The organism is Globicatella sulfidifaciens DSM 15739, from assembly GCF_900167405.1.
In the GTDB taxonomy this organism is placed as follows: Bacteria; Bacillota; Bacilli; order Lactobacillales; family Aerococcaceae; genus Globicatella; species Globicatella sulfidifaciens.
The window spans coordinates 14,078-39,754 of the sequence record NZ_FUWO01000016.1; the positions used below are offsets into that span (position 1 = coordinate 14,078).

Here is a 25,677-nt window from a genome sequence, read left to right on the forward strand (position 1 = left end):
TAAACAATATACGATTGTTCGTGGTGATACTTTAAATAAAATTGCCGCTCAGTATGGAGTGACGGTTAGTCAGTTACAACAGTGGAATAATATTTCAGGTCATTTAATTTATCCAAATCAAACCATCATCGTTAAGCAAATAACTGGAAACAACAAAGGGGACACAACAGTTGTTGGTGGCGTTAATCAAGCGGTTCAAAATGTGATGAACCGTTATAAAGGACAATCTGCTTATGCTTATTTTGAAAGTTTAACTGACGGACAAACTGCAGGGATGTATCAAAATTCATTGATGTATGGTGCGTCTGTACCAAAAGTAGTCTTAATGGCTTATACGCAAGATTTAATTGAACGTGGACTTTTATCTTGGGATACGAAATGGTGGTATACGGATGCTATTTATAACCATCCTGAATCTTATCAATGGGGTGGTTCAGGGACAATCCAATATGAGAATTTTAGAAGTAAACCTTATACGGTAAGAGAAGTTTTACATCGAGTGGGACGCGATTCAGATAATTTAGGATCAAATATGCTTTTACATTATGTTGGTTACCGTGATAAAGCTGATTTTAATCGTTTTACGCAAAAAGTATATGGTGCGCCAAAATTCTCACTAACTGTCACACCAAAACAAATGACAGAAGTGGTAAAATATATGAATGCTCAAAAAGAACGTCAAGCTATGACCACATTAGACAAAACAATTTATGATGGCACTAAATTAGATGTTTTACCAGTCAATACGTACCAAAAGATTGGAGCTTGGTGGCCATATTATAATCACACAACTGGAATTGCTAGTGGTGATAAACCATTCGCTTTAACGGTTCTAACAAATTATTGGTCCGATTCGAAAATTGGAGGATTTGTCAAAGAGGTTTACAATGCTTTTGTAAAATAAATCGAATTATCAAACTATCCAAATTAAGACGATTCATTTCATAAAATTATTGATAAAGTTGGGAGAAAATCTTATCGGTGAACTGAGTTGGTAAATAGATTTGAGTTGAATAAGTTCACCCAAAGGGTAAGACACAGAATGACGGGACATTCTGTGTCTTTTTGCATAAAAAACATAACAGGACGCCATTATGGGCGTCCTATTGTATAAGGAATGACTATTGTTATTTTTTCGGTGTGTAAACTAAGTGTTCATTGACAAAGGCTGTAAAGCCAAGTTCACTTAATTCACGACCATAACCAGAGTTTTTAATACCACCGAATGGTAATTCTGGTAGAGAGGCCCAACCAGAATTAATGAAAGACATTCCAGTTTCAATTTGGGCTGCTACTTCATGGACGCGGTCAATATCAGTACCAAAGACAGTTCCGCCTAATCCGTAACTTGAATCATTCGCAAGTTCAATGGCTTCTTCTTCAGTTGCAACTTTATAAACAGATGCCACTGGACCAAAAATTTCTTGATTGAAAATAGGATTATCTTTGGTAATATCCGTTAAAATGGTTTGCATGACAAAGTTTCCAGGGTGGTCAATGGGTTCATTACCATACAATACTTTAGCGCCATTATCAACAGCTAATTTGATTTGGGATAAGACATCTTCTTTGGCTCCTGCTGAAGAAAGTGGTGCAAGAGTTGTTTCTGGATCCATTGGGTCTCCCCATTTAGCACCTTTGAAGCTTTCTAATAAAATTTCAAGGAAAGCATCATAATTTTTCTCAGTGACGATAAAACGTTTAGAAGAGGTACAGACTTGCCCGGCATTATATAAACGCACATCGGGTAATAATGATTTTAACTCTTCCAAATTCGCATCATCTAAAATAATGAAAGCATCATTGCCCCCTAATTCTAAAGTTGTCTTCTTCAAGTTTTTACCGGCTTCTTCGGCAATCGATGCACCACCACGTTCAGAACCGGTTAAACAGACACCGGTAATACGAGGATCAGCAATAATGTTAGCAACTTGGCCATAGCTCACAAATAAGTTAGTGAATGAACCATCTTCCGCGCCTGCTTCTTTGACTAAGTCTTCAAAAGCTTGTGCTGAACCCGGACAGATTGACGCATGTTTTAATACCATTGGATTACCCACGATAAAGTTAGGTGCGAATACACGCATAATTTGATAGAAAGGGAAATTCCATGGTTCCACCGCTAAAATAACACCAGTAGATTGACGTAAATAATATGCGTCACCCGTATCAGTTTCTAAGTGTCTTGGCGTTAAGAAATCATCGGCATTATCAACATAATAGTCCGCAATATCAGCACATAGTTCGATTTCACCTTTGGCTTCTATGAACAATTTACCCATGTCTTTGGTCATAATTTCTGCGTATTTATCAACATCGCGACGTAAGATTTCAGCAATTTTATGTAATTGTTCTTTACGATTTGCTAAGGCATCTTGCTGGCGCCATTTTTTATAGAGAGCGTGACTTGTAGCTAATATATCTTCGATTGTTTCGTCAGAAATATTATCGTAAGAGTTTAAAACCTCATTTGTAAAAGGATACTTTGTTTCGTATGCCATTAAAATTCCTCCTAAAATTAATGATAAGTTAATTATATCATTTAAAGAAAACGGTTTCTAATATTTTGGTTTGAATATAAAAATGATGTCGCATAATTAAAAGTTTCTAGTTGTTTTATATTGCGTGTTGGAACATGAGATTGACACTGCTATAAGTGGCATAATCAAGTTTCTAACACAAGAACATAACTATCTTAAATTTTAGACAGAAATCATCAAACTTAGCTATGGAGTAACTTTTCAGACAAATAAGAAGAAGCGTGCTATAATCAAGGCAATAGGAGGGATGAAAATGATTGATATACAATCTTATAATCAGTATGATGAGCTATTGAATAATGAGGATTATTTTATCGTATATACTACTGCGCCTGGATGTACTGTTTGTCATGCGGATTATCCAAGAGTTAATCAGTTAGCGAAAGAACACCAATTTCCAGTCTACCATGTCGATATTAGTCAAATCCCAATATTGACAGGACAACTGAATTTATTTTCTTCTCCAACGGTACTGATTTACTTAAAAGGTAAAGAGTATCATCGACAAGTACGAATCATTGACTTTGAAGAACTAGCTTATCGACTCGCTGAGATTAAAGAGCATTACGGAGTTAAATATTAATAATATTTCTTGGCTAATTGGAAGCCCATAAGGATAATAAAAACGCCCTCCATCATTGAAAGGACTTGCAGCTTACAAGTGCACTTTTCATGGTGAAGGGCGTTTATTTTGATATTATTTATTGTACGTAGGAACCAAATCTGTTTAGACAATATTGCTTGTTCATGATAGCTAAATAGATTTTGATAATACTGGTTTTTCATGAGAATCAGATTGGGTTTAAAACTTTTGAACAGGCGTGATATCTTATTTGGTTTAAATGATAATTATTTTGAAACTATTCACGAATAAATGGTGTGTTGTAATCTGATAGACATGATAGTGACTTAATTTTACGAATATGATATTAGTATTCCTTAATTATTGGCTCGATTTGGCAGCGTCCAATCGTCCTTTTAAATAGCCTTCAGCTTCAATATAATAGCGATCTAAGTCACCAAAGTAGTTCGGTAACCATGGCTTGTTTTTACCGATATAATGAATGATATGGCAGTTTTCGTCAATCCATTCTAATTTGCCGCCTAATTGATTCACTTTTTCTTTAATCCACATACGTTCGGTAATATTATATTGTGAAGCTTCAATTTTAATGATTTTATCGGGATAGAGTGCGGATAAAACATCTTGGTCAGGTAAAAATAATAAATCTTTAAATCGTTCCACATAGTGAGCGATTGCGTCAACATCTTGCTCTGCACGTAGTAAATTAGTATTCATTAGTAAAACGCCTGAATTGACATAAATGCCATTTGAATAATTCAAGCGAACTTGATTAATTTTCTCAAGTGTTTTTTCTACATGGGTTGCAGCAGCAAAAAATTGACCGTTGAACTGGATATTATAAAGTTCATCAATTGGATTAATAATGACTAAATCAGGGTCTAAATATAAAACTCGGTCTACTGAATCCGGTAAGAAATGCGCAGCCAATAGGCGGTAATACATGGTGTAGGGATAGCGTTCAGTAATCGGAAAGTTCTCAAAAAACTGATTGTCGATTTGGATAGGATGCAAGTTAATTGTCACGATTTGCAAAGTTTCGCTCAGTTTTTTAAGTGCTTTTTCCGGAATTTTTTCGTGCAATAAATAAACATCTAACTCTTCTTTGGGGTGATGCCGTCTTAAACTAAACATCATCACTTCAAGCTGCTTAATATAATTTTGATCAATCGTAACTAGAATATTCATAATTACCTCCAAAGGCTTAATATCAATATTATACTTAATTTTGACTAAAAGACAAAAAGTGAGTGTGAGACCATGAAAGTCATATCCTTCAACCGGTCTCACCACTCACTTATAACATCGTTTGCTTTCTTATAGTCTCTTTTTAGCAAACCAGCTGATTCACAAAAATCATTTGCATATAACATGCTGCACTGCAATTTTTAGCTGACTCAAATGCAAAGGGCTATGATATTTTGAATGGTTATAGAGTTATTCCATCAAATCACGACTATTCCACAAATAATAAATTATATTGTGATTGATATAAGTGATAATATTTGCCTCTTTTCGCCATTAATTCCTCATGGGTACCTCGTTCTTCAATCACGCCACCATCAATGTAAAAGATTTGGTCACTGTTACGGATGGTTGATAATCGGTGGGCGATAATAAAGGAAGTACGACCTTTAAGTAGCTCTTGTAAACCTTCTTGTAATAGTTCTTCAGTATTGGTATCGATACTTGAAGTGGCTTCATCCAAGATTAAGATATGTGGATCGGCTAATAGTGTTCTGGCGAAAGCTATTAATTGTCTTTGTCCGGCTGATAAAGTACTACCACGTTCCTCTACGACAGTATGATAGCCATCCTTTAGCTTCATTATGAAATCATGTGCGTGGACTACTTTGGCTGCTTCCATAATTTCTTCGTCAGTAGCATCTAATTTACCATAACGAATGTTATCAATAATGGTTCCAGAGAAAATAAATGTATCTTGTAACATAACCCCCATTTGGCGACGTAAAGATGCCAGGGTGACTTTATCAACTGGATGGCCGTCAATGGTAATAGCTCCTTCACTCACATCGTAAAAGCGACTTAATAGGTTGATAATAGTGGTTTTACCTGCCCCCGTCGGTCCGACTAAGGCAACAGAGGTGCCAGGTTCTAACTCAAAATTAATCCGTTTTAAGATATCACGGCCAGGTTCATAACGGAACACAACCTCATCAAATTTAACGTGTCCCTTAATTTCGGGTAAGTCATAAGCATCAGGTGCATCGACGATATCGGACTTCGTGTCTAAAGTTTCAAAAATACGCTCTAAATAAGCTGAGGCGGTAATTAAACTATTGTAGAAGTTTCCGATATTTAAAATAGGGTTCCAAAAGTTATTGACATAAGCGATAAAAGCGATTAAGGTTCCGGCTGAGACGTCGACGCCAATTTTCATAATCCCAACATAGTAAATAATCGAAGTGGTTAGGACTGAAATATTTAACACGCCCGGCCATAATAAGAATTGTATCATGACAGCTTTCATCCAAGAACGGCGTGTTTGGTCGTTGACATCATAAAAGATTTCTTGATTCTTTGGTTCACGGGCAAAAGATTGTGTCACTTTAGCACCCGCAATACTTTCGTGAATGTATGAATTCATTGTAGATTGCTTATTACTTAAATCTTGATAAGCAGTACGTTGATATTTACGTATTAACATTGAAAAGGCGAATAATACTGGTAACAGAATCAAACTATATAAGGTTAGACGCCAGTCAAGGCTCAACATGACAATGAGCGTTAAGACGACATTTAATAAATCAGCAATTAAGTTGATTAATCCATTACTTAATAAATCACTTAAATTATTGATGTAATTAACGACTCGAATTAAGATTTTACCATGCGGTCTACTGTCGAAATATGAGAAGGGCAACGTTTGTAAATGCGTGAAAATATCATAGCGCATATCTTTTAATAAATCTTGACCGATCTCGGTAATTTTGTATATACGATAACGTAAACCATAGGCAATAGCTAAGAGTGAAAATAATGCAATGCAGCCGAATAACATTAATTGCCCTAAATCTTTATTGGGAATCGTCTCGTCAATCGCCAGTTTGGTCAAATAAGGAATAACCAAACCAAATAAGTTGGTAATAATGATACTAATAAAGACAATCAAACTGGGTCTTAAATAAGGTTTTAAATAACGTGCTAAGCGTTTGAAGTCATCAAAGTGAAATTCTTGCTCTAAATATTCATCCTCTAAAGATGTTTGGCGTTTTTGATTGACATCCGGTTGCACTTTATCTTTGACTTCTTTAGGTTGCTTTTTAAATAATGCCATTAAGGGTCACCTCCTATAATTCAGCTTGAGTAGGCGCTACGCCCTCAATCCCTAATTGTTTTTGGTATACATCGTAGTATAAACCACGTTTAGCAACAAGTTCAGCATGGGTTCCTTGTTCTACGACCCGACCTTTGGACATCATTAAGATTAAATCTGCGTCACGTACCGAAGAAATACGATGGGCAATAATGATGGTCGTTTTTTCATTGGTAATTTTAGTCAATTCTTCTTGAATTTTGGCTTCGGTTTCCATATCTACTGCAGACGTCGTATCATCTAAAATTAAAATACTTGGGTCTTTTACCAACGCACGTGCTAGACTAATCCGTTGTTTTTGCCCACCCGATAATCCGACACCTCGCTCACCGACAATGGTATTATAGCCATCAGGCATTTTATTAATAAAAGTATCCGCATCGGCAATTCGAGCCATTTCTCGAATAAATAACTGATTAACAGAGGGATTACCGAAAGCAATATTTTCAGAAATGGTATCAGAGAATAAAAAGATGTCTTGCATGACCATCGAAATGTTATTTCTCAAACGTCGTACTGAGTAGTCACGTGCATCTTTCCCATCGATATAGACCGTTCCTTTGGTAGGATCGTAAAAGCGACTAATTAAGTTCACTAAGGTTGATTTACCCGAACCTGTTTCACCCAAAATCCCTAAAGTTTGTCCGGATTTAATTTCAAATGAAATATCCTTTAAGACAGGGGTGTTCGGATCATCAGCAAATTCAAAGTTAACATGTTCAAAGCGAATATCACCTTTTAATTTCGGCATATCACTGACATCTTCTACCGGAATCGCAGGTTCATAATTTAACATATCCATAATTTTAATCGAAGAAGCTTGAAATCGTTGGACATCATTAATTAACCAACCACTCATGCGCATCGGGTTGTTTAACATCCATAAAAAACCATTAAAGGCAACAAGGTCACCAATCGACATTTGGTCTTTAATCACTAAATAACCACCAAAAATCAAGGTAATGACACTCAATGAATTCGCTAAGAAATCAAGTGTAGGTAAATGATCACGAGTCACTTCAGCAGACGCCATATTTTTTTGTTTAAAATCTTCATTGTGACGATTGAATTTTTCAATTTCATAGTCTTCACGGACAAACGCTTTGACCACGCGATTTCCAGAAATATTTTCTTCTACCATTGAGTTTAGACGGGCAAAACTTTCTCGAATATCCAAGAAACGCGGCATACTTTTTTGCGTCATACTGCGAGCCAGTAAGTAGATAAAGGGCGTGACCGCAACGAGTGCTAGCATCAATGGCCATGAAATATAGGCCATGACAATAACGGCTGCCAAAAACCAGACGATACATTCGACAATATTGTAACTGACCCAAGAGACAAAGTGACGGATGGCATCGGTATCCCCAGTCATACGAGCCATAATATCCCCAACTTTTGTATGGTTGAAAAAGTTGAAGTCCATCTTGTTTAATTTATCATACAGTTCATTACGTAATGTAAAGACAGCATCTTGACCACTTTTTTCGTATAACATTTGATAAGTATAACGAACAACCGTACGAAAAAAGGTAATTCCAATCATTAAGAGTAAGATTTTTCCGAGACGTTCCGGTTGGTTTTGACCGATTACTTCGTCAATTAAAATCCCACTTAAAAATGGGTTGATAACGACTAAGACCGCATTCAAAATTAAAAAGATAGAAGCGATTATTAGGCGTGGGGTATAAGGTTTGACATATTGCCAAATCCAAGTAAATGGGTTCATTGTAGATAACTCCTCCTTATTTAATAATTTCATGTTCTATCTTACTATTTACGAATCATTATTAAATGGAATATGTACAAAAAAACATGGAATATCCCATTTGTTTTTGTGGTAAAATGAAATGGAGAGAAAAAGGGAGGGAAATCCATGCCGATTATCAATTCACATACTTTTAATCCAGAAATTGTTTATGCTTTCGATTGCTGGAATAGTGAAGGTCATTTTAATGCCCCACATTCACATGAATATACAGAAATTTCAATTATGTTGGAAGGTGAAGCTTTATATACGATTGAAGATGAAAAACATTTAGTGAAGGCAAATACCGTAATGGTTTTTAATCCGGGAGTGGTGCATTGGGAAAAGCAACCATTGAATACTAGCGCCCATGAATTACATATAGGAATTCGTAATTTTTTATTAACCGGGTACCCCAAAGATACGATGCCGAATAAAGAGACGATTTTATCGCCTCAGGGTAACCACCATAAAATTATGGATATTGCTTGGAATATCGTCCATGAATTAGAACAAGAATCTTTAGAGTTTCGAGCAATGACCAAAGCTTTAACGGTACAATTAATCGTCCAAATTATTCGAAGTTTAGAAGCTTCTCAAGGCTTAAATTTAATCAGTATTAATCCAACACTTTCTAGAAAACAAGACTTAGTGACGGATGCTTTGCATTATATCGATCGACATTATAATGAAGAATTAACCATTGATCAAATTGCACAAGAATTATTAATTAGTCCGACATATTTATCGCGTATTTTTAAAGAAGTACAAGAAATTTCGGTCATTAATTATTTAATTGATATACGGATGAAGCACGCTTCAACTTTACTAAAAGAATCCAATTTAGCGGTAAAAGAAGTAGCGCAATTAGTCGGTTATCAAGACCCTCTCTATTTTAGTAAGCAATTTAAAAAATATTTCGGCAAAACTCCAAGTCATTATAAGACGAGTTAACCTTCGCATCATATAAGTGCTTGTTTTAATAATGAGATAGTAGGGCGAGTCTTATTGTTTGAATATCTTTTATATTTTTATTACACTTGGTCTATCAAGTAGAAGGAGGAACAAACAATGAACAAGAAATTAAAAGACCCGAGAACGTTGTATCATCCAGGCAAGTTTCAAGATCAAGAACAAGACACTCCAGCACTACAAGATGAAATGTTACCAGAACCTGATTGCGGTGAAACATCTTATAAAGGAAATAACCGCTTAGCGGGCAGAACAGCTTTAATTACTGGAGGAGACTCTGGAATCGGCCGCGCCGTTGCGATTGCTTTTGCACGTGAAGGTGCTGATGTTGCGATTCAATATTTCCCAGGTGAAGAACAAGATGCATTAGAAGTAAAAGAAATTATTGAAAAAGAAGGACGACGCTCATTATTGCTGCCAGTTGATTTACGCGAACAAAATGTTGCGACAGAGATTGTTGAGCAGACCGTTAAAGAACTCGGTAAACTTGATATTTTAGTTTTAAATGCGGCTCAACAAATCGCGGTAGAAAGCCTTTCTGAATTAAGTATTGAACAAGTAGAAGACACGTTCAAAGTTAATATTATCTCGATGTATGAGACGGTGAAAGCAGCTGAAAAGCATTTACCAACAGGGGCAACAATTGTAACGACTACTTCGGTACAAGCAACGAGTCCTAGTCCACAATTAATGGATTATGCCGCTACTAATGCAGCAGTCACTAATTTCACTAAAAATTTAGCTCAATATTTTGCTAAAAAAGGTATCCGAGTCAATGGGGTAGCACCGGGACCAATCTGGACACCCCTTCAATTAGATGACGGTCAATTAGAAGGAGAATTACCTGAATTTGGACAAGGTAGCTTATTAGGTCGTGCAGGACAACCAGTTGAATTAGCACCGGTTTATGTCTTTTTAGCTTCAGAAGAATCGTCATATGTCACATCACAAATTTATGGTGTCACTGGCGGTCAAGCAATTAATTAAGGAGGCTGGGCAAAAACTTTTTAAATTTTGTTCAGACATATCTATTTAATTCACAGCGCAGTGGTTGAGTGGCCTCAAACTGCGTCTTAATGAGGTTAGGCATCAATTTGATAAATTCAGTCAAATTAGTGCTTATTCATAAATAGCGCAGTGGTTGAGTGGTCTCAAATGGCGTCTTAACGAGGTTAGGCATCAATTTGATAAATTCATAATTAAAAGCGCAGTGGTTGAGTGGTCTCAATCTTCGTCTTAATGAGGTTAAAGATAAATTTGGCAAACTCAATTAAGTTATTGTTATTAAATTAAAAGCGCAGTGGTTGAGTGGCCTCAAACTTCGTCTTTCGACTTGTTTGAGGCCTACTCAACTGTGCGGGGCTAGACCGACGAAGCGAAAATCATTTGATTTTCTACTTCTTGTCCACCCCCAATTTTTAGGAAAAGTTCAGTAAGACAGCTCGATGTTTTACTGGCTTTTTTTGTGCATTCAGCGTTTTTTAAGAGTGAGCTTTGGATTCATGTTCACTAGGTAACATTATGTAATTGTGCTTGAATATGTTGGGCATTCAATTTTGAAGCTTCTGGTATTAAGCCATAATAAGTGATTGAGTTATTTTGTATCATGCAGTTATAGGCTATTGAGTTTGACTTTTGTGTATTGCACGATTTTAGTGATTGATTTTGATGACGTGTTGAATTAACTAATTTCCACCTGATAAAGTTTATTTGGCTATTATTTTTTCTTTTATAACAAAATTTTCGTATAAATAAATAACATAATCAATTTTGTTAGCATTTTCATAAAAGCAATATTATACTAGAGGTGGAGTAGTAAAATTCGAGGAGGTTTCTCATGAACGAAAAAAAGTTTATTATGGCGATTGATCAAGGTACGACCTCATCACGCGCAATTATTTTTAATAAAAAGGGGGAAATGGTGGCTTCCTACCAAAAAGAATTTCCTCAAATATTCCCTAAAGCTGGTTGGGTAGAACATGATGCAAATCTTATTTGGAACTCAGTCCAATCCGTTATCGCGGGAGCGTTTATTGAAAGCGGCGCGAAACCTAGCCAAATTGAAGCGATTGGGATTACTAACCAACGTGAAACAACGGTGGTCTGGGATAAAAACACCGGTTTGCCTATTTATAATGCGATTGTCTGGCAATCACGTCAAACAGCTTATTTAGCAGATGAATTAATTGATGCGGGGTATAAAGAGTTATTCCACCAAAAAACTGGATTAGTGATTGATGCTTATTTCTCAGCAACTAAAATTCGTTGGATTTTAGACCATGTTGAAGGAGCGCAAGAACGAGCAGAAAGAGGCGAATTGTTATTTGGTACGATTGACACTTGGTTAGTCTGGAAATTGACCAATGGTGCGACGCATGTCACTGATTATACTAATGCCGCCCGTACTATGTTATTTAATATTAATGATTTACAATGGGATGAGGAGATTTTAGAAATCTTGAATATTCCAACCACAATGTTACCGGAAGTGAAATCTAACTCAGAGATTTATGGTACCACTGCTTCCTTTCATTTCTACGGTGGAGAAGTGCCCATCTCAGGAATGGCTGGAGACCAACAAGCTGCTTTATTTGGCCAATTAGCTTTTGAAAAAGGAATGGTTAAAAATACCTATGGAACAGGCTCATTTATCATTATGAATACCGGTGAAGAGGCCTTAATTTCGAAAAACAATCTCTTAACCACGATTGGTTATAGTATTAATGGCAAAGTGAACTATGCACTAGAAGGGTCTATTTTTGTAGCCGGTTCGGCGATTCAATGGCTTCGTGATGGCTTAAAAATGATTGAATCATCACCAGAGTCCGAGCGTTTAGCGGAAAAATCGACGAATAACGATGAAGTCTATATTGTGCCGGCATTTACCGGTCTAGGAGCTCCATATTGGAATTCAGATGCACGAGGCTCAGTCTTTGGATTAACCCGGGGGACGACACGTGAAGATTTCGTTAAAGCAACTTTACAATCGATTGCCTACCAAGTCCGTGACATTATTGAAACGATGCAAAGTGACTCAGGTATAGAGATACCGGTCTTAAAAGTTGACGGTGGCGCAGCGATGAATGACTTTTTATTACAGTTCCAAGCAGATATTTTAGGAATTGAAATTGCACGTGCCACTAATTTAGAGACCACGGCTTTAGGTGCAGCGTTATTAGCTGGATTAGCGGTTGGTTTCTGGCGTGATATGGACGAGATTAGATCTTTAAATGCTACCAGTCAATTATTTAAACCTGAAATGAACAATGCCCGTAAGGAGCAACTATATCGTGGATGGCAAAAAGCGGTAGCGGCGACGCAATTATTTGCTGAACGCGATGAAACCAATATTGAATAAAATTATCAAAGTATTCAGCTAAAATAGTATCTTATTTATTGGCATAAGGGTGAGCATCAATTTGATTAATTCAATCAAGTTATCGCTCAATAATTAAAGCTCAGTAGGTGAGTGGTCTCAAGCGACGTCTTAAAGTGACTGAGAATAAACTTGAAAAATTCAATCAAGTTATTGTTCATCAATTTAACGCGCAGTGGTTGAGTAGGTCAAGCTGCGTCTTAAAGACTTGTTTGATAGCTACCTAATTGTGTGAAGGAAACAGACGAAGCGAAAAACATTCGATTTGTTAATTCTGATCCACTCCCAACTGTGCAAGGTTGGTCAGGAGAAGATAGAACCCATTAATTTTCTAGTTCTGGCCAACTCACTAACACAAATAGTATGTTGATTAATTTTGCAAATCGGATCAACACTATGAAAATTATTATAACGGACAACCCCATTATTTTATTCAAGAATGTCCGACCTAATTTTCATTTTTAATTGATTTCGCAAATATACAATAGAAAGGAATCAAGTTATGAAATTATCATTTGAATCAAGAAGACAATCGATTGCGAAGATGCAAGAACAAATCCTAGATTTATTGATTATCGGAGGAGGTATCACCGGGGCGGGTGTGGCGTTACAAGCAGCAGCTTCAGGTTTACAAACGGGCCTAATTGAAATGCAAGACTTTGCTGAAGGGACTTCTTCGCGTTCAACCAAATTAGTGCATGGTGGGTTACGTTATTTAAAACAATTTGATGTTGAAGTCGTATCAGACACGGTTTCCGAACGAGCGGTGGTACAACAAATCGCTCCTCACATTCCTAAAGCCGATCCGATGTTATTGCCGGTCTATGATGAACCAGGTGCTACTTTTAGTCAATTCCGCTTAAAAGTAGCGATGGATTTATATGATTTATTAGCAGGGGTGAATAATACACCTTTAGCCAATAAAATGTTAACTAAAGCCGAAGTTTTAGAACGCGAACCAGATTTAAGTCCAGAAGGCTTAGTAGCCGGTGGGGTGTATTTAGACTATCGTAATAATGATGCGCGTTTAGTGATTGAAAATATTAAGCGAGCGTCACAAGATGGGGCTTTTATCGCCAGTCGTGTAAAAGCAGTCGGCTTATTATTTGATGACGAAGGGCAAGTCATCGGTGTTGAAGCTAAAGATTTATTGAATGACACGACGTTTGAGATTAAAGCGCGAGTGGTGATTAATACGACGGGACCATGGTCTGACACTATCCGTCAATTAGATGATCAACATCAAACAGCGATTATGCGTCCTACTAAAGGGGTTCATTTAGTGGTAGATGAAAGTGTCATTAAAGTGTCACAACCTACTTATTTTGATAGTGGCGAAGGTGATGGCCGTATGATTTTTGTGTTACCACGAGAAAATAAAACCTACTTTGGTACTACCGATACGGATTATAATGGTGATTTAGCTCATCCACGAGTCACCCAAGAAGATGTGGATTACCTTTTACGTATCGTAAACCGTCGTTACCCTAAAGCAAATATCACCTTAAGTGATATAGAATCTTCATGGGCAGGCTTACGTCCATTGATTTCAGGCAATGCCGCCTCTGATTATAATGGTGGCAACTCCGGTAAAGTTTCCGATGAATCGTTTAATCATTTAATCGATACGGTTAAAGCTTATTTAGACGGCGAAGCAAATCGTGCAGCTGTTGAGTCTGCAGTGGGGTCATTAGAAGGATCTGTCTCTGAGAAAACATTAGACCCTTCAGCAGTCTCTAGAGGGTCAAGTTTAGAATTAGATCCAAATGGTTTATTAACTTTAGCGGGTGGTAAAATTACCGACTACCGTAAAATGGCAGAAGGAGCCTTATTAAAGATATTAGATATCTTATCAGAGCAACACCAGTTACATTTTAGAATGATTAACTCGAAGACCTATCCGGTATCAGGGGGAGAATTTAACCCAGCGAATGTCGATGAAGAGTTAGAAACTTTAGCAGAATTAGGAGTTAGACGTGGTTTATCAAGAGAAGATGCCCGTTATTTAGCTAACTTATATGGATCAAACGTACCTAAAGTCTTTAACTTAACGAATAAATATCCATTTGGCCACAAATTATCATTGAAAGATTGGATTTCTTTACAATATTCAATGGAAGAAGAATTAGCGTTAACACCAGTGGACTATTTATTACGTCGTACTAATTATATTTTATTTATGCGTGAGCAAGTTGATCAAATGGTCGACCCAGTATTACAAACCATGCGTGAATATTATGATTGGGATGAGGCTACTACGCAAAAATACCATGATGAATTAATCGCAACATTGAATGAAAATGATTTGAAACACCTCAAATAAGAGAAAAGAGGAGAGGACTATGTCTTTTTTTGGAAAGATAGATTTTAATCGATTATCAGAGACAGAAAAGGTTTTGTATCATTATATGTCGAGTAATATTGAGAAAATTCCTTATATGCGAATTCGCGAAGTGGCAACGGAATCACATACATCGGCTTCATCGGTGATGCGATTTATTCGCAAATTAGGATTTGATAGTTATGCAGAATTTAAAATTAATGTCAAAACGCATCAACCAGGTGACAAGTCTGTTATTAATAGTGAAGGGCTTATTTCGCCAAGTACGTTTCCGAGTAATACTGAGTTTACGATGCAGCAGATTGCAGAAAAGATGCTTGAATCAGAAAATGTTATCTTTTATGGGATTGGGGCATCGGGTACGATGTGTGAGTACGCAGCTAGAAGATTTGCTACCTTAGGAATTAATAGCTTTGGTTTGGTGGATAATACGTATCCAATTTCTGGAAAATTACGTAACACGACAGATAATATGATTATTGCATTATCCGTTACTGGTAACACGAATGAGGTTACTGAAATTGTAAATGGATTTCGCAATCGCCCCGATTTTACCGTAGTAGCGATAACCAGTGATCCAACAAGTCAATTGGCCATCATGGCTGATTTTGTTTTAAGTTATGAAATTGATATTTGGCGGATTAATTTGCATGAAGATTTTACATCACAAATACCCGCAATATTCCTTATCGAAGCTTTATCAAAAGTCTTATATAATACGATTAATCCTGAAAAATGAAGATATTTAAATAGAACAAGTGGAATTTAAAGAATAAACATTAAGTTGGTACATGGCGTACCATCTTGATGTTTATTCTTTTTTTATAGCAAACGTACCAATAAACCTTATATTAGTGAAATGTAAGCGGTGTATCGATATAATGAGAGGTGAAGAGGGGGGATATGAATGAAACAAATGCCAGAAAACTTTCTTTGGGGAGGCGCTGTAGCCGCTCATCAAATTGAAGGTGGATGGAATGAAGATGGAAAAGGTATCAGTACAGCTGATGTCATGACCGCAGGTAGCAATGGCGTTGCCAGAGAAATTACTGATGGTATTCTATCTGAAAAATATTATCCAAATCATGAAGCGATTGATTTTTATCATCGTTATAAAGAAGATATTCAGTTGTTTAAAGAATTAGGTTTAAAAGCGTTTAGAACTTCTATTAATTGGACGAGGATTTTTCCTAACGGCAATGATGAAGAAGCAAATGAAGCAGGTTTACAATTTTATGATGATTTATTTGATGAGTTATTAGCTAACGACATTGAACCAGTCATTACTTTATCACATTTTGAAATCCCATATAATTTGTATAAAGAATTTGGTGGTTTTCGTAGTAAAGAAGTCATTGATTGTTTTGTAAAATATGCTGAAGTTGTAATGAACCGCTATAAAAACAAAGTAAAATATTGGATGACCTTTAATGAAATTAATAATCAAGCCGATGGTCAACATGAACTTCATACATGGACCAATTCAGCCATTCTTTTTGAGGAAGGAGAAAATCGAGAAGAAATTATTTATCAAGCTGGTCTAAATGAACTCATTGCATCAGCTAAAGTCGTTAAGTTAGGTCATCAAATCAATCCGGAATTTCAAATTGGCTGTATGATGGCTTATGTACCAGTTTATCCCTATTCAAGTAATCCAGATGATCAAATGGCTGCCTTAAAAGTAATGCAGAGACGTTATTTTTATAGCGATGTCCATGCAAAAGGGGAGATTCCTAATTATGTTTTAAATGAATGGGCAGATAAAGGATATGAAATTGACTATTCTGATGAAGAACTTAAGGCTTTGAAGGGAGGCACAGTCGACTATATAGGATTTAGCTACTATATGTCAGGAACTGTTACAACTTTACAAGATAAAGGTGGTTATGAGATACCAGATTATAAAAATAGTAAATGGTTATCAAATCCATTTGTTAAAGCAAGTGATTGGGGATGGCAAATTGATCCGGTAGGCTTACGATATATTTTAAATGTCATTCATGAGCGTTATGATTTACCATTGTTTATTGTTGAAAATGGTTTTGGCGCTTATGACAAAGTTGAAGCGGACGGCAGTATCAATGATCAATACCGCATTGATTACTTAAAGGCTCACATCGAACAATTAAAAGCAGCAGTATTAGAAGATGGGGTTAATTTATTGGGATACACACCATGGGGCATTATTGATATTGTCAGCTTTGGTACAGGAGAGATGGAAAAACGTTACGGCATGATTTATGTTGATAAAGATAATCAAGGTAATGGCACCTTAAAACGTTCGAAGAAAAAATCGTTTGCTTGGTATCAACAAGTTATTAATAGTAATGGTGAGGAATTATAAGATAATAGCCTTTCATGAAAAAAGTCATTGAAAGGCATCCTTTTGAAGTGAAAATAAAAACGTTTTTATCGTTAAAAAATAAAAAGGAGACCATAATGGAACAAGAAAAGTTAAAAGATTTATTGAAACAAATGACTTTAGAAGAAAAAATAGGTCAAATGACTCAACTTACACCCACTTTTTTCTCAGAAAGTGGAGAAATAACTGGACCAATGTTAGAACTGGGATTAAGTTTAGAACAACTTAATACGATAGGAACAGTATTAGGAACTCATACGAAGGAAGAAGTCATTAATATTCAGAAAAATTATTTAGAACAAAGTCGTCTAAAAATACCTTTAATTTTTATGGCAGATGTCATTCACGGATATGAAACGATTTTCCCGATTCCATTGGCATTAGCGAGTTCTTTCAATCTGAAATTGGTGAAGAGAATGGCTCATTTATCAGCAAAAGAAGCTGCAGCTGCTGGAATACATGTTACTTTTTCACCAATGGCTGACTTAGTAAGAGATGCACGTTGGGGACGCGTTCTAGAAAGTAATGGCGAGGATCCTCATCTAAATACCATTATGACCAAGGCCTATGTCGAAGGATATCAAGGAGATGGATTGACTAATAAGCAAAATATTGCGGCTTGTGTCAAACATTTCGTAGGTTATGGTGAATCTCAAGGTGGGAAGGATTACAACACCGTCGACATGTCTGATGTGGTTTTGTTCCAAGACCATTTACCAAGTTTTAAAGCAGCAATCGATGCCGGAGCAAAATTAGTAATGTCTTCTTTTAATTTGTTTAGAGGCGTCCCAGTAACGGCAAGTCATTATTTATTGACGGAAGTGTTAAGAGACTATTTAGCATTTGATGGAGTGGTCATTTCAGATTGGGCAGCTGTAAGTGAATTAGTTCAGCATCGGGTAGCTGATTCAAAAGCTAGTGCAAGTAAAAAAGCTTTCGAAGCAGGTGTTGAAATTGATATGATGACGGATTTTTATTTAAATTCATTACCAGATTTGGTGAAATCAGGAGAGGTTTCAGAACAAATGATCGATGAAACTGTAATGCGCATTTTAGAATTAAAAAATGAACTAGGACTCTTTGAAGATCCATATCGTGGCTTAAATGATAATTTCACAATAGAAGAAGATTTAAGATTAGAATCCAGAAAAATTGCAACAGAATCAATGGTGCTATTAAAAAATAAAGATCAAGTTCTACCACTTAAACCTACTGAGAAAATAGGTTTAGCAGGATCAAAGGCGACATCAAGAGATACCTTAGGGGCTTGGTCTTGGATTGGGGAAATTGATGCAAGTATTGCTATTGCAGAGGCTTTTGCAGAAACAGAAATGATAGTTGATTTAGCAGAGCAAATCGTGGATTTCGATCGATTCCAATTAGTGGATAAAGTGGTGATTGCAGTAGGTGAAACCGGAACAGAAGCCGGAGAAGCAGCAAGTAAAACCAATATTAAATTAACTCCTCAAGATATCGAAACTGTAAAACAGGTTTATCAATGGAATAAAAATATTGTACTAGTAGTATATTCAGGCAGACCACTTGATTTAACAGATATCGAGCCATATGTGAAAGCAATTCTATATGCATGGTTTCCTGGAAGTGAAGCGGGACGAGCAATTGTTGATGTTTTAACTGGAAAAACGAATCCATCAGCAAAACTCCCCATAAGTTTACCACGTTCCGTTGGACAAATGCCATTGCATTATAATCACTATTCAACCGGACGACCGTTTAACGAAGAAAATCCAACTATTCGTTATATGTCACGTTATTTAGACGTCATGGAAGGACCACTCTATCCTTTTGGACATGGATTAAATTATAGTGAAATAGAACTTATAGAAGCTAATATCGTAGATAAACAAAATAAATTTATCGTGCACTATACTTTAAGTAATAAAAGTGATGTTGATGGGCAAGAAGTAGTTCAATTTTATATTCGTGACTGTGTATCGGAAGTGGTACGGCCAGTGAGAGAATTAAAACATTTTGAAAAAGTCAGTGTGAAAGCGAACGGATTTTACCAGGGAAGCTTTGAAATTACGATAGATAATTTAGCTTATGTTCATAGTGATTTAAAACGATTTACGGATCCTGGAAAATTTGAATTATATTTAGGCTTTGATAGTAATGCACCTAAGTTAGGTGAGTGGGAATACCAAGGTTAAGGTAGAAAGGAAGGTTAGAGATGTTTTTAGGTATTGACATTGGAGGGACCTTTATAAAATATGGTTTAGTAGATGAAGAAGGTAATATTACGCAAAAGGATAAAGTGCCAACACCATTAGAAAAAGAACCCTTTATAGAAACGCTTGTTAAAATTATTAACCAATTTTCAAATGAATCAGTTGAGGGGATTGGGATTAGTATGCCTGGAGTCATTCGAGAAGATGGGTTCTTGATTACTGCCGGCGCTATTCGTAGTATTTATCAAATTAATTTGATTGATATTTTGCATCAATATACCGATTTGCCGATTACCGTCGATAATGATGGGAATAGTGTCGCAATCGCAGAAAAATGGTTGGGAAATGCACAAGACTTAAGTAACTATATTTGTATGGTATTGGGTACAGGTATTGGCGGTGGTTTTGTCATTAACGACCAAGTTTACCGTGGTTTTAACGGGATGGCCGGCGAGTTCGGGTGGATGATAATGGAACATGTACCAGAAGTAGGTTCAATAGAATTGAATTCGAGCTTAAATTATCATGGGGCGGTTATTTTAGGGTTGTGTGGTGTCTATAATAAATTACATAAAGAGCAAGATCCTAATTTTGAGGAAGTCACTGATGCACGAATCGTTTTAGAAAACGAAGATAATGATCCATTTGCTAAACAGGCAGTCGAAACTTTCTATTCCGCTCTTTCAAAAGCGATTATTAACCTAGATAGTTTATTTGATCCGCAAGCTATCTTAATTGGTGGGGGTATTACCGAGAATCCGGCTTTTTATGATCGCTTAATGAAAATGCATGCGAAAATTGTAGAACGTCATGAAAGTTATCACTTTATGGTTGGTAAAACAGCTTGTGATGTTAAACTTGCGAAGCTTAAAAATGATGCAGGTTTATTAGGAGCCGTGTATCAAATTAAACAAAAAGTACAACAACTTAATGCAAACTAATTTTTTATTTTAGCAGTAAACTTAATTAAGTAGCTCTCTTAAATTTTTCGAGATTTAAGAGAGCTTTTTTGCTTCAATCTAGCAAAGAATATCTAACTTACGACACATCCGCTCAGTGACTTTTTTGCTTCAATCTATAATAAGGGGACTTTTAGAACCTTCCGTTCATTAATTTTATTAGTCGAAGGCTTTGTTCACACCCGTAATCGCAAGCGATATTTGATGAATTTGTTAGGATTTGCTCTTATTACGGAAATTCCCTTTAACTTGCTAATATCAGGATCTTGGCAGTTTCCATATTATCAAAATATTTTGTGGACCTTTAGCGTGGCAGTAATTGTCCTAATGGGGTTTGAATACTGTTTGAGTAAGCGACAATGGCCTTACACACTATTAGCTGCGGTGATTGTCTTAGCAGGTTGTTTAGTCGCATATTTGGGGTTAGTAGATTATGGTTACACCGCAATTTTAACGATTGTAGCACTCTATTATTTTCATGATCGTCCAATATATGGTCTACTAGTGGGGATATTCATAAACGGTGATTCATTATTCGCTAGCTTGGGTTTTCTATTATGTGCTTTTTATAATGGGCAAAGGGGTCATTTAAATAAATGGATAGGGTATAGCTTTTATCCCTTACACTTGTTGTTACTTTATTTCCTACAACTCTATTTGTTTGGATAAAATCTGCATTGTTCTATTAATTAAAAGCGGGCCTATAATATGTACCAAAATTTCTAATGTTTATTATTCGCAACTTTGAAAGAGTTATCCTATACTAAAGTGGGATAGGTCGTTTTGTAAAATAGGAAAGAAGGAATCGTGATGCAGCAAGAGATTAACTGAATAATGGCGATGGAAGGCATATTGGAAAATCAAACTGTCTTAGTCCATGAACTGAATCAGTTATTGGACCAGATTGAAGAGACTCATTCAAATCTTGTAAAATTATGAACTTATTATGGTAGCGAAGAATTTCACCATGATGTGGAAATGCATCAACAAGGAAAATTTCCTGATGATTTAGACCGCTTGGTTCTATCAGAAGATGGCATCTATAATGTTATTACTGGACATTATCAAACTTCCATTCGGATGATTGAATTGGCTACTAAGAAATTAAAAGACTACTAATGGAGTGGGCACAATTTATTGATAAAATAATCAATCAATACTTAAGTTTATTGCGAATCTTTTAAAATGTTTAACGCATTAAAAAGAAACTCTCGTTCGATTCAAATTAACTAAAATATGAAGTGGTAACCCTGTTAAAATATTGATTTAATAGGGGTTTTCTTTGTCGCGGAATTATTTAAAATTTTAATAAATAAAACTTATCTTAAGCACTTTTCTTTGCATTTGAAAGCAGTTTTACTTTAAGATTAAGGTGTAGTAAAAAGATTGAGCAAACAAAATTTGGGAGGATGAGACTAATGAGAAAATGGACAAAACTATGGTTAGCGGCAATGACAGCAGTCAGTTTAAATGCCTCTACCTTAAGCGGTGTAAATGCTGAAACAACAACAGTCGATGAAACGTCATTTGAAGTCAATGGACAACAATTTGATCTCTATGAATCAATATATCCCCAAGTAGAATTTGAAATTGGCGAGGGTGAAAGTATTCATGATCGAATTATTTTGAATGAAGACACTTTATTTGCTTCGGTAGATGATGCCTTATATGTATCAAATCCAGGAAGTAATTTTGAATTTGTTAATGAAATCACTGGAGGCAAAAGTTATCGTGATTTATCTACCTTTGCTTGGTTGTATCTAATTTATGATAATGGCGATATGCAAATCATCTCGCCAGCTGTGGCTTCAGCCGATTTATTAGATACTTTTAGTTTAGAAGAATTAGTCGAAGCGCAGTATCAAGATATTAATTTTAAATTGCATGGATCTTACTTGAATCATTATACGGATGATATTTATGAGATGTATCACTATACGAAAAACTTTTCACCACAAATAATTGCGGATGCCTATGCAGATGTTCGTCGTGCAGAAATTTTACAAGAACAAGATCCATCTAACCCACGGATTCAAGAAATATTAGATAGTATGTACGACTCTTATAATTTATTAGTAGAACGTTATGATATGTCAGTCAGCGAAGAGAAAGCCCCATACTTTGAATACTTTGAAGGGGTGGAAGAGTCAGCTGAACTGGATGAAAGAGAAAGTATTATAGTAGAAGCTTTCCATAAATTACCGTTAGATTTCCAACAACGTTTAGCACGTTTTGGTTATATGACGCATACGGATATTAATAATATTATCGATGTCGGTGACTTTGACTTAAGTGCGATGGCGTATCCAGCAAGAGAAATTCACTTCTCGGAAGAATATGAAATTGAACCGGTCATCATTTATCATGAAATGGGGCATATTATTGATTATTCTTCTCGTGTTTATAAAGATCCGGCTTTAGAAGAATATAAGAGTTTCTCAGATTCTGATGAATGGATGAGTGTCCATCAAGCAGAGTGGGAAGAAGAAGGTTCTTATTATCATGAACCATCAGAATCGTTTGCTCAAGGTTTTGCGGCTTATTGGATTAAGAAAATTGAAGGCACGCAGACCAGTGACTATGGATATGAAAATACCGACATTGCGGACCGTCCTGAGACCGAAGCTTATTTTGAAGACTTATTCGCAAAATTAAATATTGAAGGATAAAGTTATAAAACAATAGCAATAACACCTTACTCAACGATGAACGAGTAAGGTGTTTTTGTAATGAATATAAAATTATGGCTCTCTACTTTTTGGTGTAGGTGAACAGAAATGACTCTGTTCACCCACACCATTTGACAAAGAGCCGATTTTCTACTCCCAGTGCTATTGCTGATCAATAATAACAATAAGATAATTAATTTTATTTGAACCATGTAACTAAACGTTGCCACCAACTTAGTATTGGTTTGCTTTCAACTACCGCAACTACTGGTACTAGCGCTTCACGCTTACTTTCAGCTAGTCGCATTAATTGGGTTTGAGAATTGTTTTGAACCATTGTCCGATCGGGTCGGGTATAGGTGCCATCAACTTGAAGTTCACGGGCTTTCATAGTGTCAGCTAATTGATAGTCTAAGATGTCGATAATTTGTTTTTCAATCTCTGTTGATAAAATAGGAAACTCAATTTCAACACGACGAACCATGTTACGCGTCATCATATCGGCTGATGATAGGAATAAATGATGCGCACCATTACGATTAAAGAAGTAAATTCTAGAATGTTCTAAAAAGCGTCCGACGATACTTCTGACATGAATATTGTCAGAAATACCTTCTACACCAGGTTTTAAGCAGCAGATACCACGGATAATTAATTCAATTTTTACACCCGCTTGACTTGCTTGATAAAACTTCTTAATGATTGCTTTATCGGTTAAGGAGTTCATTTTAGCAACAATGCGTCCATTACCAAATTGATTTTGGTAGGCAATTTCTTCATCGATATAATCAATTAACGAGTCACGAATTTCAAAGGGTGACACATGTAAATGTTTATAATTGGGTCTTTCAGTAAAGCCACTTAAGTGGTTAAAGAATTTAGACGCATCTTCAGTTATTTCTTCATGACAGGTTAAAATCCCCATGTCTGTATAAATACGTGCGGTCTTATCATTATAGTTACCTGTCCCTAAATGGACATAGCGTTGAATTTTATCGTCTTCACGTCGGATGACTAAAGTAATTTTACTATGAGTTTTTAACTCTGATACACCATATAAGACATGACAACCTGCTTCTTCTAGTTCGCGTGCCCAATAGACATTGTTTTCTTCGTCAAACCGGGCTTTTAATTCCACTAAGACGGTGACTTCTTTACCACGTTCGGCAGCTTGTTTTAAGGCTGCGATAATCGGGGAATGTTTAGAGACACGGTATAAAGTTTGTTTAATGGCGATTGTTTTTTCGTCATTGGCAGCTGTTTCGATTAAGGAAACGATTGGCTTGAACGAGTCATATGGGTGGTTAAAGAACAAGTCTTTTTCACGGATCGCCTCAAATAATTTTTCCCCCGTATGTTCGGGATTTAAAAATGGCTCAAACGGTGGATATAAGGCTTCTGGATGGTCGGCTCCCACTTGATCATGTAATTTAAATAAGAAGGTTAAATCCAATGGTCCAGCAATTTGATAGAGGTCAAAATCTTCTAATTGTAAAATATCCATCAAAACATCTAAATGATGAGATTCATAGACTTTTGAAATAGACGTATCGACTTCAATACGTACAACTTCGCCATTTTTACGCTTTTTCAAGGAGTCTTCAATCTCGATTATTAAGTCCGATGCCCCTTCTTCACGAATATCAAAGTCAGCATCACGTGTAATTCTAAAAGGTAATGAGAAATTCACATGATAACCTTTAAATAATTCATCGATAAAATGGACAATTAAATCCTCAGTGAAGACCAATGTTTTTGTGCTAGTATTTTCAATCGTAATATAACGTTCCACAAGATTAGGAATGGGCACAATGGCAGTCATTTGATTGCCTTTTTCATTTTGCAAGCTGACTAAAATATTAATCGCTTTGTTACTCAAGTGTGGAAATGGTCGATACGCATCAATCCCAATTGGGGACAATGTTGGTAATATTAATTGTCTAAAACGATGCTCTGCAATTACTAATTCTTCTGGTGTTAATTCAGCACTGCGTTTAATTTGATAATCATAAGTAGGCAAAATTTTAACCAGTTCATGATAACGATTATATTGTAATTCAATATTTTCAGCACTCTTTTTACGAATTGCCTGCAGTAATTCAAAAGGGGTCATTTGCGTTTTATTTTCTGCAATTTCGACATTGGCGCTATACTGATCATAGACACCAGCCACTCGTATCATGAAAAATTCATCGGCATTGGAACTGGCAATTGCTAAGAAGTTTAATTGTTCTAAAAATGGATTATTTTGATCATAGGCTTCTTCAATCACACGTTTATTAAAGTCTAACCAGCTTAATTCACGGTTAAAATAATAATCAGGTGAGTCATAGGGATCTTCTACAATAAAGTCGTTCTTTTTAAAAGAATGTTTTTGTGTTTTTTCAGATTTTTTTTGACGTTTAGGCATAATAATTCCTTTCTTATCGAACAAATAAAAGTGTTAGAGCTTCGATAGCAATTCTTTAAAATCATATCTTGGTAGATGCTAGTAATTGAGTTGATGATTAGGTCATAAACCAATTGCTAGTAACCGAGCGGATGATTCAGTCATTAACCAGTTGCGATTAGGGAATTGTATTGTTAACTTCAATAAAATCCT

General features: G+C 36.0%; 17 protein-coding genes and 1 pseudogene. 13 read left to right on the forward strand and 5 right to left on the reverse strand.

Translation table 11 applies throughout. The annotated features are described in order from the left end of the window. Positions 1–904 (forward strand): serine hydrolase (locus tag B5D12_RS08110; protein WP_078756346.1); only part of this gene is annotated, 904 nt, incomplete at its 5' end. 223 nt (positions 905–1,127) lie between these two features. On the opposite strand, the gene B5D12_RS08115 is transcribed toward B5D12_RS08110, so the two are convergent. Next, complete coding sequence (locus B5D12_RS08115; RefSeq protein WP_078756347.1) at positions 1,128–2,501, reverse strand: NAD-dependent succinate-semialdehyde dehydrogenase; 1,374 nt, start codon at positions 2,499–2,501, stop codon at positions 1,128–1,130. A 292-nt stretch (positions 2,502–2,793) separates the two neighbouring features. Here B5D12_RS08115 and B5D12_RS08120 point away from each other — a divergent pair, with 292 nt between their 5' ends. Continuing rightward, complete coding sequence (locus tag B5D12_RS08120) at positions 2,794–3,123, forward strand: thioredoxin family protein (protein WP_159443904.1); 330 nt, start codon at positions 2,794–2,796, stop codon at positions 3,121–3,123. A 360-nt stretch (positions 3,124–3,483) separates the two neighbouring features. Here the strand turns inward: B5D12_RS08120 and B5D12_RS08125 are convergent, their stop codons facing one another. The 3 genes from B5D12_RS08125 to B5D12_RS08135 all read right to left on the reverse strand — a co-directional run bounded on the left by B5D12_RS08125 (position 3,484) and on the right by B5D12_RS08135 (position 8,189). After that, positions 3,484–4,311 (reverse strand): glycosyltransferase family 8 protein, encoded by an 828-nt coding sequence (locus B5D12_RS08125; RefSeq protein ID WP_078756349.1) that lies wholly within the window; start codon positions 4,309–4,311, stop codon positions 3,484–3,486. A 268-nt stretch (positions 4,312–4,579) separates the two neighbouring features. Next, complete coding sequence (locus tag B5D12_RS08130) at positions 4,580–6,421, reverse strand: ABC transporter ATP-binding protein (protein WP_078756350.1); 1,842 nt, start codon at positions 6,419–6,421, stop codon at positions 4,580–4,582. Positions 6,422–6,434: 13 nt separating this feature from the next. After that, positions 6,435–8,189, reverse strand: a complete 1,755-nt coding sequence (locus B5D12_RS08135) for an ABC transporter ATP-binding protein (protein WP_078756351.1) — start codon at positions 8,187–8,189, stop codon at positions 6,435–6,437. A 147-nt stretch (positions 8,190–8,336) separates the two neighbouring features. Here B5D12_RS08135 and B5D12_RS08140 point away from each other — a divergent pair, with 147 nt between their 5' ends. From B5D12_RS08140 to B5D12_RS08190, 11 genes and pseudogenes are all read left to right on the forward strand, one after another. Continuing rightward, the gene (locus tag B5D12_RS08140) at positions 8,337–9,161 is read left to right on the forward strand and encodes an AraC family transcriptional regulator (protein ID WP_078756352.1); all 825 of its coding nucleotides are present in this window, start codon (positions 8,337–8,339) and stop codon (positions 9,159–9,161) included. Positions 9,162–9,278: 117 nt separating this feature from the next. Next, entirely contained in the window at positions 9,279–10,166 is an 888-nt protein-coding gene (locus B5D12_RS08145) for an SDR family oxidoreductase (protein WP_078756353.1), read from the forward strand. 850 nt (positions 10,167–11,016) lie between these two features. Then, the gene (gene glpK, locus B5D12_RS08150) at positions 11,017–12,537 is read left to right on the forward strand and encodes a glycerol kinase GlpK (protein WP_078756354.1); all 1,521 of its coding nucleotides are present in this window, start codon (positions 11,017–11,019) and stop codon (positions 12,535–12,537) included. A gap of 520 nt (positions 12,538–13,057) precedes the next feature. Beyond that, positions 13,058–14,878: a type 1 glycerol-3-phosphate oxidase gene (gene glpO / locus B5D12_RS08155; RefSeq protein ID WP_078756355.1), complete on the forward strand. Its 1,821-nt coding sequence runs from the start codon at positions 13,058–13,060 to the stop codon at positions 14,876–14,878. Between the two features lie 19 nt (positions 14,879–14,897). Further along, on the forward strand, positions 14,898–15,635 hold the full coding sequence (locus B5D12_RS08160; RefSeq protein ID WP_078756356.1) for a MurR/RpiR family transcriptional regulator: 738 nt from the start codon (positions 14,898–14,900) through the stop codon (positions 15,633–15,635). Positions 15,636–15,803: 168 nt separating this feature from the next. Beyond that, positions 15,804–17,240, forward strand: coding sequence for a 6-phospho-beta-glucosidase (locus B5D12_RS08165; protein WP_200803018.1), 1,437 nt, complete (start codon positions 15,804–15,806; stop codon positions 17,238–17,240). Between the two features lie 95 nt (positions 17,241–17,335). Beyond that, the gene (locus B5D12_RS08170) at positions 17,336–19,429 is read left to right on the forward strand and encodes a glycoside hydrolase family 3 N-terminal domain-containing protein (RefSeq protein WP_078756357.1); all 2,094 of its coding nucleotides are present in this window, start codon (positions 17,336–17,338) and stop codon (positions 19,427–19,429) included. A 20-nt stretch (positions 19,430–19,449) separates the two neighbouring features. Continuing rightward, on the forward strand, positions 19,450–20,388 hold the full coding sequence (locus tag B5D12_RS08175; protein WP_078756358.1) for an ROK family protein: 939 nt from the start codon (positions 19,450–19,452) through the stop codon (positions 20,386–20,388). A 222-nt stretch (positions 20,389–20,610) separates the two neighbouring features. Further along, entirely contained in the window at positions 20,611–21,075 is a 465-nt protein-coding gene (locus tag B5D12_RS08180; RefSeq protein WP_234982948.1) for a TraX family protein, read from the forward strand. Between the two features lie 282 nt (positions 21,076–21,357). Further along, positions 21,358–21,525: pseudogene (locus B5D12_RS08185) on the forward strand (DUF4298 domain-containing protein); the annotation flags it as partial. A 299-nt stretch (positions 21,526–21,824) separates the two neighbouring features. After that, the gene (locus tag B5D12_RS08190; RefSeq protein ID WP_078756361.1) at positions 21,825–23,075 is read left to right on the forward strand and encodes a hypothetical protein; all 1,251 of its coding nucleotides are present in this window, start codon (positions 21,825–21,827) and stop codon (positions 23,073–23,075) included. A gap of 199 nt (positions 23,076–23,274) precedes the next feature. On the opposite strand, the gene B5D12_RS08195 is transcribed toward B5D12_RS08190, so the two are convergent. After that, complete coding sequence (locus B5D12_RS08195) at positions 23,275–25,485, reverse strand: RNA degradosome polyphosphate kinase (protein ID WP_078756362.1); 2,211 nt, start codon at positions 25,483–25,485, stop codon at positions 23,275–23,277. Between the last annotated feature and the right edge of the window lie 192 nt (positions 25,486–25,677).